Annotated in this window: 12 protein-coding genes, 1 riboswitch and 1 other annotated feature; of the genes, 2 read left to right on the top strand and 10 right to left on the bottom strand. The window is 46.3% G+C overall.

What is annotated here, in order from left to right; genetic code table 11:
- The first annotated feature begins 16 nt into the window (after window positions 1-16).
- Window positions 17-700: an MOSC domain-containing protein gene (locus SLU01_RS07075; protein WP_147056712.1), complete on the top strand. Its 684-nt coding sequence runs from the start codon at window positions 17-19 to the stop codon at window positions 698-700.
- 192 nt (window positions 701-892) lie between these two features.
- On the opposite strand, the gene SLU01_RS07080 is transcribed toward SLU01_RS07075, so the two are convergent.
- The 5 genes from SLU01_RS07080 to SLU01_RS07100 form a co-directional block, all read right to left on the bottom strand.
- Window positions 893-1,954 (bottom strand): ribonucleotide-diphosphate reductase subunit beta, encoded by a 1,062-nt coding sequence (locus SLU01_RS07080; protein WP_373866399.1) that lies wholly within the window; start codon window positions 1,952-1,954, stop codon window positions 893-895.
- A complete protein-coding gene (locus SLU01_RS07085; protein ID WP_147056717.1) occupies window positions 1,900-2,349 on the bottom strand; it encodes a flavodoxin in 450 nt (149 codons plus the stop codon). Before SLU01_RS07085 ends, SLU01_RS07080 begins: the two co-directional genes overlap by 55 nt.
- Window positions 2,334-4,547 carry a ribonucleoside-diphosphate reductase subunit alpha gene (locus SLU01_RS07090; protein WP_373866400.1) on the bottom strand — a complete coding sequence of 738 codons (2,214 nt, stop codon included), beginning with the start codon at window positions 4,545-4,547 and terminating at the stop codon, window positions 2,334-2,336. Before SLU01_RS07090 ends, SLU01_RS07085 begins: the two co-directional genes overlap by 16 nt.
- Before the next feature lie 165 nt (window positions 4,548-4,712).
- Window positions 4,713-4,893: riboswitch (cobalamin riboswitch) on the bottom strand.
- Window positions 4,894-5,010: 117 nt separating this feature from the next.
- Complete coding sequence (locus SLU01_RS07095; protein ID WP_147056721.1) at window positions 5,011-6,267, bottom strand: erythromycin esterase family protein; 1,257 nt, start codon at window positions 6,265-6,267, stop codon at window positions 5,011-5,013.
- A 292-nt stretch (window positions 6,268-6,559) separates the two neighbouring features.
- Window positions 6,560-7,711: a DUF3221 domain-containing protein gene (locus SLU01_RS07100; protein WP_147056722.1), complete on the bottom strand. Its 1,152-nt coding sequence runs from the start codon at window positions 7,709-7,711 to the stop codon at window positions 6,560-6,562.
- Window positions 7,712-7,808: 97 nt separating this feature from the next.
- Window positions 7,809-8,024 (top strand) — a binding site (T-box leader).
- Between the two features lie 48 nt (window positions 8,025-8,072).
- Here SLU01_RS07100 and argS point away from each other — a divergent pair.
- Complete coding sequence (argS, locus tag SLU01_RS07105) at window positions 8,073-9,737, top strand: arginine--tRNA ligase (protein WP_147056724.1); 1,665 nt, start codon at window positions 8,073-8,075, stop codon at window positions 9,735-9,737.
- A 42-nt stretch (window positions 9,738-9,779) separates the two neighbouring features.
- Here the strand turns inward: argS and SLU01_RS07110 are convergent, their stop codons facing one another.
- The 5 genes from SLU01_RS07110 to SLU01_RS07130 all read right to left on the bottom strand — a co-directional run bounded on the left by SLU01_RS07110 (window position 9,780) and on the right by SLU01_RS07130 (window position 16,711).
- Window positions 9,780-10,025, bottom strand: coding sequence for a hypothetical protein (locus SLU01_RS07110; protein ID WP_170232624.1), 246 nt, complete (start codon window positions 10,023-10,025; stop codon window positions 9,780-9,782).
- A gap of 11 nt (window positions 10,026-10,036) precedes the next feature.
- Complete coding sequence (locus SLU01_RS07115; protein WP_147056726.1) at window positions 10,037-12,139, bottom strand: methyl-accepting chemotaxis protein; 2,103 nt, start codon at window positions 12,137-12,139, stop codon at window positions 10,037-10,039.
- A gap of 153 nt (window positions 12,140-12,292) precedes the next feature.
- Entirely contained in the window at window positions 12,293-13,684 is a 1,392-nt protein-coding gene (locus SLU01_RS07120; protein ID WP_147056831.1) for an alanine/glycine:cation symporter family protein, read from the bottom strand.
- A gap of 332 nt (window positions 13,685-14,016) precedes the next feature.
- Window positions 14,017-15,957 carry an ABC transporter permease gene (locus tag SLU01_RS07125; RefSeq protein WP_246110909.1) on the bottom strand — a complete coding sequence of 647 codons (1,941 nt, stop codon included), beginning with the start codon at window positions 15,955-15,957 and terminating at the stop codon, window positions 14,017-14,019.
- Entirely contained in the window at window positions 15,935-16,711 is a 777-nt protein-coding gene (locus SLU01_RS07130) for an ABC transporter ATP-binding protein (RefSeq protein WP_147056727.1), read from the bottom strand. Before SLU01_RS07130 ends, SLU01_RS07125 begins: the two co-directional genes overlap by 23 nt.
- Window positions 16,712-16,785: the final 74 nt, after the last annotated feature.

A 16,785-nucleotide genomic window follows, 5' to 3' on the forward strand; every position in this document is an offset into this window, starting at 1 on the left:
TGGGTAGGTGAATCGTTTGAATAAAATTGAAATCATTTCATTGAATGTCGGAAAGCCGAAAGAATGGCAATTCGGGAAAAAGGAAGTGTTGACCGGAATCTGCAAACAACCGATTACGGAACCTGTGTTTTTATCCAAAGTGAACTTTGACGGCGATGGGCAAGGCGATCTTGTCCACCATGGGGGAGTGGAGAAAGCCGTCTGCGTCTACGCCAGCGAGCATTACCCTTATTGGGAAGAAGAATTGGAGAAAACTCTAGAGGCAGGTGCGTTTGGCGAGAATTTAACGCTCCGCGGATTGACGGAGGACGATGTGTGCATTGGGGATTCATTCCAACTCGGCGAAGCGATCGTCCAAGTGAGTCAGCCGCGGCAGCCTTGCTTCAAGCTATCGCTCATCCATGACCGCAAAGACATGCCCGTCCTTGTGCAGGATACAGGCTATACGGGATTTTACTTCCGTGTCTTGAAAGAAGGGATTGTCTCCCCTTTCAACCAATTAGTGCATATTAACCGGCCCGAACTTGCCATAACGGTAACTGAAGCGAACCGGCTTATGCATCATGCGAAGGATGATTTGGAGGGCGCGCGGAAAATCCTTCAGTTGGATGAATTATCGACGAGTTGGCGGAAGACGTTCAATAAGCGGATTGCCGGCAAGGAAGTGAATACGAGCGAGCGGTTGACTGGGGAAAAATAAATCATGAGAGTCTGTCTGATGCTTGCTTTGGACGCGCGACGTGCCTCTTTGGACGTGCTACATAACGCTTTGGACGCGTGATGTGCCTCTTTGGACGTGCTGCATAACGCTTTGGACGCGTGTAATTAATACAAAACAGTAAAAGGGCTGCGATAGAATTTCTGCGCAGCCCTTTCCATATAACGATATAAATTACAAATCATCAAATCCGTTCAAATCACTCGTCTTTACATATTGTCTCGATGTCTGCTCAAAGAAGTCAGTCTTCGTGTCATCAAAGTTGTCGACGTAGGCGCGAATCCATTTCATCGGGTTGTCCGTGAATTCAGGGTAAATTTCACTTAGTCCAAGCATGCGCAACATTTTATTCGCACGATATTTCACATAGCCTGCCATTTCGTCCAAATCGATTCCTTCGATTTCCCCAAGCACATAGCGGCTCCAAATGATTTCCTGTTCGACAGAGTGGCGGAATTGATTATAAATCCACTCCGTGAAATCTTCAGTATTATACTCAGGATTTTCAGCAAGGGCCGCGCGAAATATGTCGCTGATCGCTTTACCGTGCTGCAATTCATCACGATTTATGTAGGAAATCATTGTCGACGTGCCGACCATTTTCTGGTGGCGCGCGAGGTTATAGAAAAATGCGAAGCCGCTATAGAAGAACAGTCCTTCCAATAATGTCGTGTAGACCATCGCTTTTAACACAGTCTCAATCGTTGGATTCTCTGCAAATTCATTATAGATATCGACAATCCGCTCGTTCCTCTTCATGAGCACTTCATCAGTTCGACCCATTTCAAATGAAGCCATCTGCTTGTCGAGCGTCGTTACAGACGACAGGACATATGCATAGCTATGATTATGCTCACTTTCCTGATCGGCAATGGTCGCCATAATTGATTTCACCGAAGGATCGGTTGCGAAATCTGCAATTTTCATGGCGACGACGGTTTGAGGCCCGTCCAATGTCGCGAGCAATCCGATGATCTTTAGGAAAGCTTCCTGCTCCGCTTTTGATAAGTTCGGGAATTGCTTTACGTCTTGCGTCATATCGACTTCATTCGCTGTCCAAAAAAGAGAGCGGATCTTTTGCCGCAATGTGTAGAAATGAGGATGGGCAAGATCGTTCCAATTCAGAATGCCGCTCGCTTGCCCGCCGAAAATCGCTGTTGATTTGTTTGGTTGAGCCGGATTCAATACTTTAACGCGTGTAAGTGTTGCCAATGTTGAACTACTCCTTTCGTCCATTCGATGACTTTCTTTTCTTGGATGCCACGAGGGCTTTGTTCAATTTTTAAGGGTTTATATGTTGATTCGTAAAACCGCGCCAGTTTGACGGCGGCGTGACAAAACAGCGCATCCCCGCCAAACTGGGTATCTCCTGTGCCAAAGACATAGACGTTTTTCGGCTTATAGCCGATGTCCGCAACGAAATCCTTCACCTCTTCAGGCGTCGCGCCCTTGTCCCATGTGAATGATCCGATCATCATCGCGTCAAAACGTCGCATGTCAGGGACCGGTCCAAGTCCGATCCGGTGAACTTCCACGTCCGTTCCTTCTGTGAGCAGTGTCTCCTCCACGATTTCCGCCACTTCCTCTGTATTTCCGCTCCATGATGCATACGCAATCAGGAATGACACCATTCGCACTCCTCAATGTCAGATGCTGTCGATCTCGTGTAATACGTCGATTTCATACCCGATTTCCATGCCTGTATATGCAAGTTGAGGAGGACGGATGCACGGATATTATTCGGCACGTAGACGTTGAACGAAATCGCTTGGTCGATATGACGCTGCCTTGCCGCATTTTGCTTGATGGACCAGCGCTGATCGACGATATACGCGGAGCGGCGGTACACATCGTATGTGTTATGATCGAGATCCGGTGCAATGACCGGCAGCTTATAATCTTTCTTTTCCTCATGATAGAAAGGCTTGAAAATCGGATCGATGGAAGCTGTGGATCCAGCGATGACAGACGTTGAACTGTTCGGCGCAACTGCCATCAAATAGCCATTCCGAATACCGTTTGTCGCGACATCGATACGCAGTTCACGCCATTCTTTCGAGTCATAGTTGCGGTTCTCGAAATAAGCGCCGCTTTGCCAATCCGACCCTTCGAATAAAGGATATGCCCCTTTTTCATTCGCCAATTCCATCGATGCCTTGATTGTCAGATAAGCAATTTTTTCATAGAGTCTATCCGCGAATTCAACCGCTTCATCCGACTCCCACTGGATGTTTTTCAAAGCGAGCAGATGATGCCAGCCGAACGTGCCGAGTCCGATGCCTCTGTAGCGGGCATTCGTCCGTTGCGCTTGGACGACTGGGATTTTATTCATATCTATGACATTGTCGAGCATGCGCACTTGGATCGTGATGAGCCGTTCCAATACGTCAGCGGGCACTGCTCGTCCAAGATTTACGGACGACAAGTTGCATACGACAAAATCGCCTGGTTTTGAACGGGTCACGACGATATCACCTTCAAGAGTGACAGATTCGAACTCGGTCGGACTCTGATTTTGCGTTATTTCTGTACAAAGATTACTTGAATATACCATTCCCTCATGCTTATTCGGATTTGCCCGGTTCACTTCATCCCTGTAGAACATGAACGGCGTCCCCGTTTCGAGTTGACTGCGCATAACACGTTTCATAATTTCAATCGCTGGCACGGTCTCCCTAGTCAATTCAGGGTGGTTGACACATTCCCCATACTTCTTGCGGAATGAACCGGAGGCTTTCGTTTCATCATAATAATCTTCCAATGAATAGCCCATTACTGTACGTACTTCATGCGGATCGAATAAATGCCAGTCGCCGCGAGCTTCAACTTGCTCCATGAAAATATCCGGCAGGCAGATGCCTGTGAAGATGTCATGCGCGCGAAGTCGGTCGTCCCCGTTGTTTAATTTCAAATCCAAAAATGTGAAAATATCCTTATGCCATACATCAAGATAAACGGCGATTGCTCCTTGACGTTGCCCAAGCTGATCGACGCTGACGGCCGTATTGTTCAACTGTTTGATCCAAGGCAGAACGCCGCTTGAAGCTCCTTTGAAGCCTCTTATCGAAGAACCGCGTGAACGGACCTTGCCCATATAAACGCCGATGCCCCCGCCATATTTTGATAGATTGGCAATATCGGTATTACTGTCGTAAATTCCTTGGAGCGAATCGTCGACCGTATCGATGAAGCAGCTCGACAGCTGACCATGCGGCTTGCCTGCGTTCGCTAATGTTGGCGTCGCAACAGTCATATACAGATTGCTCAGCGCCCAATATGACTCCGCAATTTTTTCCAGACGGTTCTCTGTTTCATGTTGCATGAGTGTCATCGCGATGATGAGCCAGCGTTCTTGTGGGAGTTCGACTGGTTGTTTATTGAAATCGACTGCGTTGTACCGGTCCACGAGTGTTTTCAATCCAATATATGTAAATAACTTATCCCGTTCAGGCACTAGGATTTCACCGAGCTTGTCCAATTCTGCACGTGTATATTTTTCAGTCAGGGCAGGTGTATAAAGGCCTTTCTTGACGAGCCGTTCTACATTGTCGGCAAAATCCGTATAGACGTTGGCGCCTCGCATGCTTTCCTGGCGGGAATAGACTTCCTGCAAATAAATCCGTGCAGCGACAAATGTCCAATAAGCGGATGCTTCGTCGATATTGCTCAGCGCCTCTAAGATCATCGCTTTCGACCAGTCGGATTTCGTTCCTCCCGGATGCCGCTCCTTCCAACGCTCGCTCGCTGTTAGAAGCGGTTGAAGTTTATCGGCCCCAAATTCAGCATGCAGCTCGTCCATAATGTCTTTTCTCTCAGTAATGATTGTCATTCGATCCATCTCCTTTGGTTAGCTTCGCAATGAAAAAAGCGATGATTCCACCTGTTCGGTAGAGTCATCGCTCATGGATTTTGATTAGGAAACAAATCGGGTTCTGGAATCAATGATGAAAGCAAAAAACCCGCTCGCCTCCACCTCTCAACCCCCGAAGAAAGTGTCGCTTGACGATGGACGGCAGGTCTACTGGCTAACGCTTCCTCCTTCCATCTCCCCTTCCCGCGGCTCTATGCTGCAGTGGATTTTGAGACGGTCGTCTGCGTTTACAGTTGCGGGGACAGCTCCGATTTGCGGATTCCCTTTTAAACCGATAACGGTACCATTCCATCGTTCAATACTATATATAGTGTCTTATGTACATCTATTACCCTAACATGTTGTGGTTTAATCGTAAATAGGTAGAAAGTATTTTATAAGATTTCGTCAAAATAAGAGCCGTGCAATCAATGCATGACTCTTACACCTTAATTGGTGCTAGTGTCGAGGTTTGGTCCACAAAAACAAATCCATCATATCTACTGCCTACCCTTGACGGTACATAGTTTCCGTACGCCTCGAACTCAGGATTATAGACGACCCCAATCGCGCGGTGGCCGATCCATTCGTTGAATAAAAGCCGGTTTGCTTCCGTAAACAAAATGACTTGATCCTCCGCTTTTGCCGCATGCATCTGCCCTTCCCATGAGTTGAATTTGGCGGGTGGCACATTCATCTTTTGAAAAGGTTCTCCCCAGCTTTCTCCAGCAATGACGGTTCCTTCGTATGTGCCGAAGCCGATAGCAAATGTATCCTCTCTTCCATACTTCTCCCGGATGAGCTGGCCGACGTTGATCATTTTATGATCTGCCATCGATGTTTCCGATGCATCGCCGACGTGGGTATTATGCTCCCAAACAATGATTTTTGCATCTTCGCCATGATAATTTAATAATTCACTGATTGCCTCGACCATATGCATGTCGCGTATATTCCAAGAGATGGCGTCATCTTGCATCATCGCACGATAATAGGACTCGGCGTTTTTTGCGACTAATGCATTCATCGTCACGTTCAAATCTTTTTCCTGTTCATTCGAGTAAAGATCTTCGTGGCTACGGATTGTTGTCAATAAACTGGAGACCTCACTTATACACTCGTCCGTGAAATGTGCAGTCGACAGCGCATAATGCTCCGGCATACGGTTATACGGCTCAAAACAGGAAAATGCCTTTTTCGCCAACTCCAGATCTGTCTGAAACTGGGGATTCTCCCGAAGAAACCTTAGCAGTTCATCGATCGATTCATACAGGCTGTACATATCAATACCATAGAAGCCTGTTTTAGTAGCTGCCTCTTTCCCTTCATTTTCAATTTTCAACCATTCGACAAATTCCGCTATTTCTTCATTCGCCCACATCCACGTCGGCCAGCGGTTGAAGGATTGCGACAGTACTTGATGGGCGGATTTTCTCTCTTCATCAAAACCTTTTACGTAGCGGTTAACCCCCTGGGCGGACGGCCAATCGCCTTCTACCGCTATGACACTGAATCCTTTCTCCTGAATAAGCCGTTTCGATAATGCTGCGCGTACTTTATAAAACTCCGATGTTCCATGCGTCGCTTCACCAAGAAGAACAATCCGGGCGTCACCAATTGCGTCCAAAATTGTATCGAATGCTTGATCATTCAACGGGAAAGCGTGCTCCTGTATTGCGGAAACTAATCTTTTCGACAAATCAAACCCCTCCTTCATCTTTAGGATACCCATGGGGCCTGGGTGGAAACCGAGGCGACGCGAATCAAATCTATTTGCATATGGATTCTTGCACGGAAGATCCAGTTACCACCGATGCTTGGGTCTTTACCACCGTTGCTCGGGCCTTTACCACCGATTCGGACGTGGTTACCACCGATTTGCATAAATTAGTCACCAATTGGCCTCAATACGTAGCAAAAATTGTTTAGTTCCACTCCACTACGATTCCTCATAAAAAAACAACCGCCCACAAGCGACGGTTGCTCTACTCTTATTCATCCGCAACTTCCAGCGTATCTTCCCCATCATCCGGCAAAAGCTTGAATACCCATTTCTTTTCATTCTCGTCAAAAGAAACCTCATCAATCAACACGAAACCATTTGATAATCTTTCACCCGCAATGTCCAATGCCTTCGCGACGGCCCGCGACTCGGAAAGTTTGGCATTTGCCGGCTTATAGTCCGGCATGACTTCCACAAATTTCGCACTTCCCTGACCAGGATAAGATTCCAAAATCGGCCCGGATGCTTCCACTTTCACACGCTGGCCGACTTTCAATTTGTCGGCTTCTGCGAATTTGTAAAACACAGCACTCTCTGTCCCGCCAGCTACAAAAATACTTCCATCACCAGCTGCCAATATGAATCCCCCTTCTATCACAGGAGTATCCGTGTATGTTTGTTCAGGGGCAATGACAGTTGATTCCCCTGACTCCGCGACCATCCTTCCATCTTGCGTAAAGTTGATCGTGTGGCCAGCGAATATCTCCTGCAACTCCTCTTGTTGCTCCGGTTTGAGATAATCATGGGTTATTTCAATCTCGCCCGAAATGACGTCAACGTATAGACCGAATGATCCCCGTTCCGATTCCATCTCTTTCAATGCTTCCACGACTTCCTCCTGCAATTCGTAAAGTTCCTTTTCCGTATGAGGACTTCGGAATATATAGATCGGTTCCGCTAGGATTTCACCCGCATCTACTTTCGGTTGCAGCAAATCAAGCAATTGCTGAACGCGTTCATCCGGATCCTTTAGCCCAATCCATACGCCCGATTGGGCAGCGCCCTTCGTCTGGTTTTCGATGAAGATGACCCCTTCATTATGAATACCGCCTTCACCATAGACGCTTTCCACCGCTTGGATCGCAGCAGGTCCCTCAATTCCTTGGACTGCCATATCCTCCGCCAATTCCTTAGAAGGCTTCTCATACTCTGGACCCGGCGTTTCCAAAGTCGCCGATTTGTCCCGCTTCGGCGTCTCTTGGACGGTTTGCTTTAATTCAGCAATGATTTCCCGCCCACTTACTTCCTTTAACGTCTTCCACCCACTATCTTCGACCGTGCCATTTATAGCAGACTCATCCGTTCCACATCCTCCTAACAATAAAGCAGCACCTAACAGTATCGATATAGTATATTTCATTCCAAAACCTCCCACTTATGAAGTTAGACGAATGAATCGTGTTAAAGTTACGACAATTACCCATTGACACCCGGCCACCAATTTGATACATTCAACTACAATATCGATGACGAAGAGAGTAATGAGTCATCACTTCTGTAGCGAGCCGGGGTTGGTGGAAGCCTGGCGGAGTGGATTCATGAAACGCACTTCGAAGATGCTTTTCTGAACGAAGTAGGAAAAGCCGGTGTCTCGCCGTTAGGAGAAAGGGGCCCCTACCCATAAATCCTGGGGCAATTTGAGTGGTACCGCGGAACAAGCTTTCGTCTCATTTATTTGAGATCGAAGGCTTTTTATTTTATGTAAAAAGGGGTTTGTGTGAATGAAAAACGATATTTTGCAAGCTTTACAGATAGTCAGCCCAATTCAATTGGAGGAGCAAATGCTGGTGCGCCCTGCGCATGCCAAGTTAGGCGACTTTGCGTTGCCTTGTTTTCAGTTTGCAAAAGTCTTGCGAAAATCACCAGTCGCTATCGCGGAGGAGATTGCAGCTTCTGTCAAGCATCCATTGATCCAGAAAGCCGAAGCAGTAAATGGGTACGTCAATCTATTTTTGAACCGGGAAGTCATTGCAACGGCACTTTTACAAACAGTCTTACAGAAATCCGCTACGTATGGTTCATCAAATGAAGGCAACAGTGGTGTTGTGACAATCGATTTATCGTCCCCCAACATCGCAAAGCCGTTTTCCATGGGCCATCTGCGTTCCACGGTCATTGGGAATTCCATCGCTTTATTGCTCGAAAAGAATGGGTATCAGCCAGTGAAAATCAACTACATCGGTGATTGGGGCACACAATTCGGGAAGCTGCTCACCGCGTACCGGAAGTGGGGCAACGAGGAAGATGTCCGTCAAGCACCTATCGAAACGCTGTTGAAACTGTACATCCGTTTTCATGAAGAAGCGGAGTCCGTTCCGTCCTTGAACGATGAAGGTCGCGCGGCATTCAAGGCGCTTGAGGACGGTGATACCGACGCACTCGCCCTGTGGGAATGGTTTAAAACCGAGTCGTTGAAGGAATTTCAGCGTATTTATGATCTGCTCGGCGTCACCTTCGATTCTTATAATGGTGAAGCGTATTATAACGACAAAATGGAGCCTGTCGTGCAGCAGCTCGAAGACAAAGGACTATTGGTCGAATCTGATGGTGCGATGGTTGTGCAACTCGAGGAAGATATGCCACCGTGTTTAATTAAAAAATCAGATGGAGCGACGTTGTACGCTACCCGTGATTTGGCTGCCGCCACCGATCGGAAAAACAATTATGATTTCGTAAAGTCCATTTACGTAGTCGGCAATGAACAAAGCCTTCACTTTACGCAGATCAAAAAAGTACTGGGCAAAATGGGGCATGAATGGGAAAACGACATCACACACGTGCCGTTCGGACTTATTCTGCAAGGCGGGAAAAAGATGTCGACGCGTAAAGGCAAGATTGTCCTACTTGAGAAAGTGCTGAAGGAAGCGATCGGGCTAGCACAGAAAAATATCGAGGAGAAGAATCCGGCTCTTGCCAATCAATCCGACGTGGCTGAAGCTGTCGGGGTCGGGGCAATTCTATTCAGTGACTTGAAGCAGCACCGGAAGCATGATATTGAATTCAATTTGGAGACGATGCTGCAAGTGGAGGGGGAAACCGGTCCATATGCGCAATACGCTAACGCGAGGGCCCACTCGATTTTGCGCAAGGCGGGTGAAGCAAATACTTTTGATGTCGTTGAAGTGAATGACTACGAGTGGGAAACGATCAAATTGCTCGAGCAATTCCCGTTAGCTGTCAAGCGGGCAGCGAATGATTTAGATCCTTCCATCATTGCAAAATATGCGGTCGACCTCGCACAAGCATTCAATTCGTTTTATGGGAATGTGCCGGTGCTTTCGGATGAGGCCAACCTTCCTTATCGGGCCTCGCTTGTTCGGTGCGTCACCATCGTCTTAACAGAGTCGATGCGGTTGTTGGGAATGAAGGCTCCCGAGGAAATGTAAATGAATTAAGGTGCCAGATGAAAAAAGCAAACGCTCCGTCACTTATTGGCGGAGTGTTTGCTTTTTTAGTCTTGAATTTATTTTTATGAGGAGTGGCTTGAGCGCGGGAACAGCTTGCTTGAGCGCGGAATCCACTTCCTTGAGCGCGGAACTCGATTCTTTGAGCGCGGGACCGGATTCCTTGAGCGCCGAACCCGATTCTTTGAGCGCCGAACCCGATTCCTTGAGCGCGGAACCCACTCCCTTGAGCGCCGAACCCGATTCCTTGAGCGCGATACCCGCTTCCATGAGCGTGGGACTTAAAGCAACTTAAACCGTTCAACGATCCCTTGCAGTTCATTTGCGATATTCTTCATGCGCGTCGTTGAATCAGCGACACGTTCTAATTCGCTTTGTTGAGCAACCGAAGAAGCGCTCACTTGTTCAGCAGATGCTGCTGTTTCTTCTGATACAGCCGATACGCTTTGAATGGAAGTCATCACTTGATCTTTGTGCTCAAGCATTTCGGTTAATTCAGCTGTCAATTCTTTGATGGACACACTCATCTGTCCCGTCAGCTCCGCGTTTTCCATAAAGGATGATTCGGTGCCTGCGACAGACTTGTTTTGACCTTCCATCATTTGACGATTGGACTCGATAACTGCGGAAGTTTGTTTGGATTCCGTAATGATTTCTTGAACAGTCTGCTGGATCACTTCAGTTTCCACTCTTGACTGTTCCGCAAGTTTACGAACTTCCTCCGCGACAACTGCAAACCCTTTGCCGTGTTCCCCAGCCCGTGCTGCCTCAATGCTCGCATTCAAAGCGAGAAGATTCGTCTGCCCGGTAATGCTTTGAATCGAAGTAATGACTTGATCGATCGCAGCAATTTTAGTCGAGAGCGCATCCATTTGCTGTTGAACTCTCGTATTCATTTCATTCGCAGTTTCGTTATGCTCTCGCAAACTTTGCACTTCCGTAATTCCTTTTTCCGTCGATGCGACTGTTTGTTTAGACAACGCATCCATGCTATCGGCAAGACGGGAAAGCGTGTTGATCTGCTCCGCCAATTCAGTCATCCGGTTGCTCGTTTCTTCCGTATCCTCTGATTGAGTGGAAGCACCTTGCGCAATTTCATTTGTCGCCAACGATACTTCTTCGCTGGACGCGACAATCTCCTCAAATGCATGGTGGATATGCGCCGTGGAATCACTTAATTCATTTGAAGAAAAGCGTACTGCACTCATTGCCTGATTCGTTTGACGCAACATATCGTTATAAGCGGTCGCCACAGCCCCAATTTCATCGTTGCGGATATATTGCTCCTCAACGTATTGCGTTATGTCACCAGTTGCTGCTTTTTCAATAGATCGCTGTAAGTAAGCTAACGGCTTCAGCTGTTTGAAGATGAACCACGATGTCACTCCCGCCATCAATACAACGATCACAATTGCCGCAATAAAAGTCACTAACAGAATCTTATTGAAAGTAGTAAGGATTTTGGATCGCGGCAATACCGTTTGCACGGACCATACATCATCTATATGATCAAGCATGATTGGCGCGAAAGCATTAAATGACTTCTCATTCAAGCTTTGGGAATCCACATACAATGTTGCGGTTTGCCCTTGATCCAATTTTTCTTTCATACTTTCCCAATCAACTGAATCGCTCATATTCGTTCCAATCATTTCTGCTTTCAAGCTATTCGCCGTCAAGTTGCCTGTCTCCGTTATGATTGAAGCATACCCACCGTCAGGCTGAATCGATGTCACCAATTCATTAAGGAAGTCGATTGTTATATCTGCCGCCAATACTCCAAGAAGCTGACCGGATTCAGTCTCAAGCGGCACAGCCATAGTCGTCATTAGCACTGTTTTGTCGCCTGCATCATATTCGTGAGGTTCTGTCAGTACAGCTCGCTTTTCACTTTTAGGAATCGCATACCAATCCCCGTTGCCTGCGACGTCGTATCCCACTAGCCCTCTCAAATCCATGCTATCGCCTTCCTTGTATAAGTAAGGGATAAGCCTTTTGGATGAATCAACTATGTTTTTATCAACCTGATCATCAAGTGGAATCATACCGCTCTCGAATACAGCAGCCATACCGATCGCATCCGTGTTATCTTTTAAATTTCTTTCCATAATATCAAGGATTTCTACAGTTGTAAGATTTCCCTGCGAATGCAATGTTTCAAAAATACGCTTCGTAGCATGCAGCATTTCATCGGTTTTGCTGAATCTCTTGCTTATTTCCGCTGCGCTCAACTGAGTGTTTTCTATTGCATTCTTTTCAGCGTCTGCTACGGTTTGTCCGTGTAAAATTGTGCTCGTTATAACCGTATAGGCGATGAACAGCAGTAAAAACAGACCGATAATTAATCCAGATAACTTCCAAGCAATACTCTTTCGCTTTTTCATACTGAAACATCTCCATTAGTACCATAGTAGTAGAACAGTAGTATTATAGCAGACGCAAAAATAATTATAAATAACTAAAGTAAAGTTCCATATTTCTAAAAACACAATAAAAAAAGAATGGTTCGCCAGGTTCAGCGATACCATTCTTTATCCTCATTCTTCCTCCCAGCATTCAGCGCCCTTCAAGCCAGGAATCGTACTTGCTTTAAACACCGGATTCTTTCCTTGTCTCCGCTGCGCTGTAAAATCATCCAACACTTTAAAGGCCACTTTTCCTAATAAAAGAATGACAAGGAGATTCATAATTGCCATCAGACCCATGAACAAGTCCGCCATACTCCAAACGATGTCCACTTTTGCCATCGCGCCGAACATGACCATGCCTAGAACTACGATCCGGTACATCGTCATCCATGATTTATGGGCTTTAATGAATTCAATATTCGTTTCTCCATAATAATAATTCCCTACGATCGAACTGAATGCAAAGAACATAATCGCAATCGCAACGAAATACGGTGCCCATGAACCGACGTGAACAGCCATCGAAGACTGCGTCAACAAAATACCGCTCTCTTCGCCTTTATCATACAAGCCTGCAAGTATAATGATGAATGCGGTTGCCGAGCAGATAATAATTGTGTCAAAAAACACACCAAGACTTTGAACGAGCCCTTGTTTTGCCGGATGGGTGACATTCGCAGTCGCAGCGGCATTCGGCACGCTCCCCATACCTGCTTCATTTGAGAATAAACCACGTCGGACACCTTGCATCATCGCAGCGCCGACACCGCCGCCAGCCATTTCTTTAATGCCGAAAGCATGTTCAAAAATCAAAGCAATCATCGCAGGAATTTCTGTAATATTTATAGCCACAACGAAAAGCGCAATGAGCAGATAAAATACAGCCATAATCGGAACAATCGATTGCGTCACCTTAACGATTCTGTGCACGCCGCCAAAAATAATAACTGCTGTCAAAGCAACAAGAATGAGTCCGACTACCCAATACGGAAGATTGAACACATCATGAAATGACTGACTAATTGTGTTTGATTGAACCGAGTTGAAGATGAACCCAAAACTCAACGTCAGGAGAATCGCGAAAACGACACCCAATTTTCGAAGGCCGAGCGCCTTCTCCATATAATAGGCTGGACCTCCGCGGAATGTATTGCCGTCGCGCACTTTATACACTTGCGCAAGCGTACTTTCTACGAACGCCGTCGCCATCCCGATAACGGCAATGACCCACATCCAGAAGACGGCACCCGGTCCGCCAATCCCAATTGCCAGCGCAACCCCGGTTACGTTCCCTGTTCCAACTCTGGAAGCCGCACTGATCGTAAACGCCTGGAATGCCGAAACGCCATGGTCGCTCCCCTTCTTTTCGAAAATAAGTCGAAACATCTCTCTAAATAAACGAATTTGGACAAATTTCGTCCTGAATGTAAAATAAAGACCAATCGCCAATAGAAGCCCAATCAGTATGTATGTCCATAAGAAATCATTCGCTGGACCGACCAACCACTCTAAAACGCCCATCAACAACACTCCCTTCTTGATCAAACAAGCTTTTACTAATCTGTTTACCCCTCCAACGCTAAAAAAACTCACTTTGCAAAAAAGAAAAACCACCAAGTCAAAATAGACTCGGAGGCTCAGAAGCTGGTGATGACATATACCACTTCTCAAAAACAGATTACCGACTTGATACATTTTACCATCGCTCCATCATTTTTCAACCTTTTTTAGGCAATAATGGGGCGTTTTTGGTTACCACTTATTGGTTGCCACTGATTGACTACAATTTCGCTTCAAAAACAGCTAAAAGCGAGCCGCCCGAAAGCGACTCGCTCATTGAACCGATCTATTCATCAAAGTGCTGCCTTCACCGTTTTCCGATAATAGCCGACCGTCAAGAACGCGAAAACGAGATAAATCAAAGCATAGATCCCCATCGCTATAGATGCCGGCAACGTAATGTCAGACATGAAGATGAACGACGCCGCTTTCATCGCAAAGATGGAGTGCAGCAAGCCGATCAGGAGAGGTACACCGAAGACAAACATTTGCTTGCGCACAATGCCCCCCATAATGTCTTGTACTGTGAAGCCCAATTGACGCAACGTTGCGTAGCTGCTTCTTTCCTGCTCTGCTTCCGTCATTTGCTTGAAGTATAAGATGCTGCCCGTTGAAACAAGGAACACAAGACCTAAGAAGCCTGAGATGAAGATGAGCAGTCCATTGCTTTGCATGGATGCAAGATAATTCGAATAGTAATCAAACCTAGCGCGATTGTTATCTGTCATCTCCATAAAGATATCCGATGCTTTGACAAGATCTTTTTTATCCTTCAGATTAACACCATAAGCCATCATAATTTGGCTGTCGATCGTTTCATCGGAGGAAAATTCCTTTATTTCCTCATAAAGTTCTTCTTTCACTACCAGTTGTGAACCTCCGCTTGGTGGATTGAGTACATTCCCTTCTCCGATTTTGACAATGGAAATATCAAGTCCGTCATGCGGCGCATACAGCTTGAAGTTAACCGGAACTTCAGTTGACTTCATTAACCAATAAGTTGACGCTCCGTAGTAATAGGCTGATTGAGCATCGGGGATTTCAATGTCAACGCCCGCTTCCTGCAATTGTTTTTCATTCACAACACTGACCCAAAATCGCGAATTCAACAATTTATTCACGCTGTTCTCCTCAAACTCCCCATCTAACTGCAACGTTTCAATCGGGGAATACTGATAAGCGATGTCTTGACGCTGCAGTTCATCAGTAAATTGCTTCGCTTCCGCTTCTCCCGTACTTCCGCCAGTCGGTATGAATAAAAAGTCGACAGGATAGATTAAACGCGTTTCTTTTTCCGTTGAATAATACAGGGAATATGCGCCCGCCAGCATCGCCAACGTCATTGCGGACAATACCGTAATAATCGTCAATGAATTCGCATTGCCTTTCATTCTGTGCATAATCGGCGCTAGCGACAAACTGTTGTACAGGCCAAGATGACCTTGCTTTCGCTTACGGATTTGATAAAACAACCAACTGATTGTCACGCGGAATAGTAAATACGTGCCAAGAATTGTCGAAGCCAAAACGACCAGCATATTGACGAATAACAGCTCATTTAACATTCTGCCGGACAACCAATATCCGAATGCGATAAGCGCCATCCCTATAATTGCAAGAATTCCTGACATAAACGCTTTTGGCTTTTTCGGATGCTCGCCCGTCTTATCCGCATTGAATAACCCAAGCAATGTATTGCGGTATACAGCGACGACCATTTGGATCGACGTAAGAACGATAATTGCTAGGAATACAAAGACCGTTTGGACGACTGCCTCCGTCGAAAACGTCATTTCAATAAACCCGTCAAATCCAACGAGCTTCATTAACAATAATAAAAACAAGCGTGAAACTAGAATTCCTACACCAATTCCAATCGCGAGGGCTCCGGCGCTTAGTAACGTATTTTCGATAATCAAAAGACGTGCAACTGCTCCTTTAGTGAGCCCTATCAATTGATACAGCCCAATTTCCCGGCTTCTTCTTTTCAAGAAAATCGCATTTGCATAGACAACGAAAATCCCTGCGATGAACAACAACAGGATGCCTGCCGCTTTAAATGCCGAACCCATACTGCCGCCTGATCGTGCAATGACCGATGGATCATGCTGCAACGTCGCAAAAACGAAGTACAGCACGACACTGAAAATGAGCGCAAAAAAGTAAAGATAGTAATGCTTGATGTTTTTCCGCATACTGCGGATGACGAGATCAAAGAGCGTCAACGCTGTCACCCCCGAGAACACCTTGCACCTTCAGAATTTCCTGGAAGAAGGCCTGTCTCGTCTTATCGCCGCGGTACAATTCCGAATAGATATTGCCATCTTTCAAGAACACGACTCGGCTGCAGTAACTCGATGCGACCGGGTCATGCGTTACCATCATGATCGTGACGCCACGTTGTTTATTGACATCTTCCAACGTTCCAAGCAACGAAGACGCAGATTTCGAATCAAGCGCGCCTGTCGGTTCATCCGCGAACACCATGGATGGCTTGTTGATGAGCGCTCGCGCCGCGGAAGTCCGCTGTTTTTGACCGCCCGAAATTTCATGTGGGTATTTATCCGCCAATTCCTTAATTCCTAAAATATCGGCAATCGATTTGAATTGATCCTCCGCTACCCGCTTCTTCATTTTGCCGAGCGACACAGGCAATAGGATATTTTCCTTTACCGTCAACGTATCAAGAAGATTGTAGTCTTGGAAGATGAACCCTAACTTATCGCGCCTGAATGCGGATAATTCTCGATCCTTCATCTTTGAAATATCTGAGTCGCCGATAAGGATCGAACCTTCCGTCGTGCGGTCAATTGTCGCAAGAACGTTCAACAGCGTCGTTTTTCCGGCACCGGATGCCCCCATAATCCCGACGAACTCCCCTTCCATCACACGCAAATCGATCCCTTTTAAAACTTCCTGCACATTGCCCCGCGTGCCGTACGATTTCCGGATATTTTGAGCATGTAGTACTGTTTTGTGTTGATCCATCATGATTCCTCCCTGTTTGCTATATCCTTATCTTAAAGTGTGAAGTTCTTTCGGTCGTTTGATTTAGATGACAA

This window comes from Sporosarcina luteola (assembly GCF_007991495.1).
GTDB classification, from domain to species: Bacteria; Bacillota; Bacilli; order Bacillales_A; family Planococcaceae; genus Sporosarcina; species Sporosarcina luteola.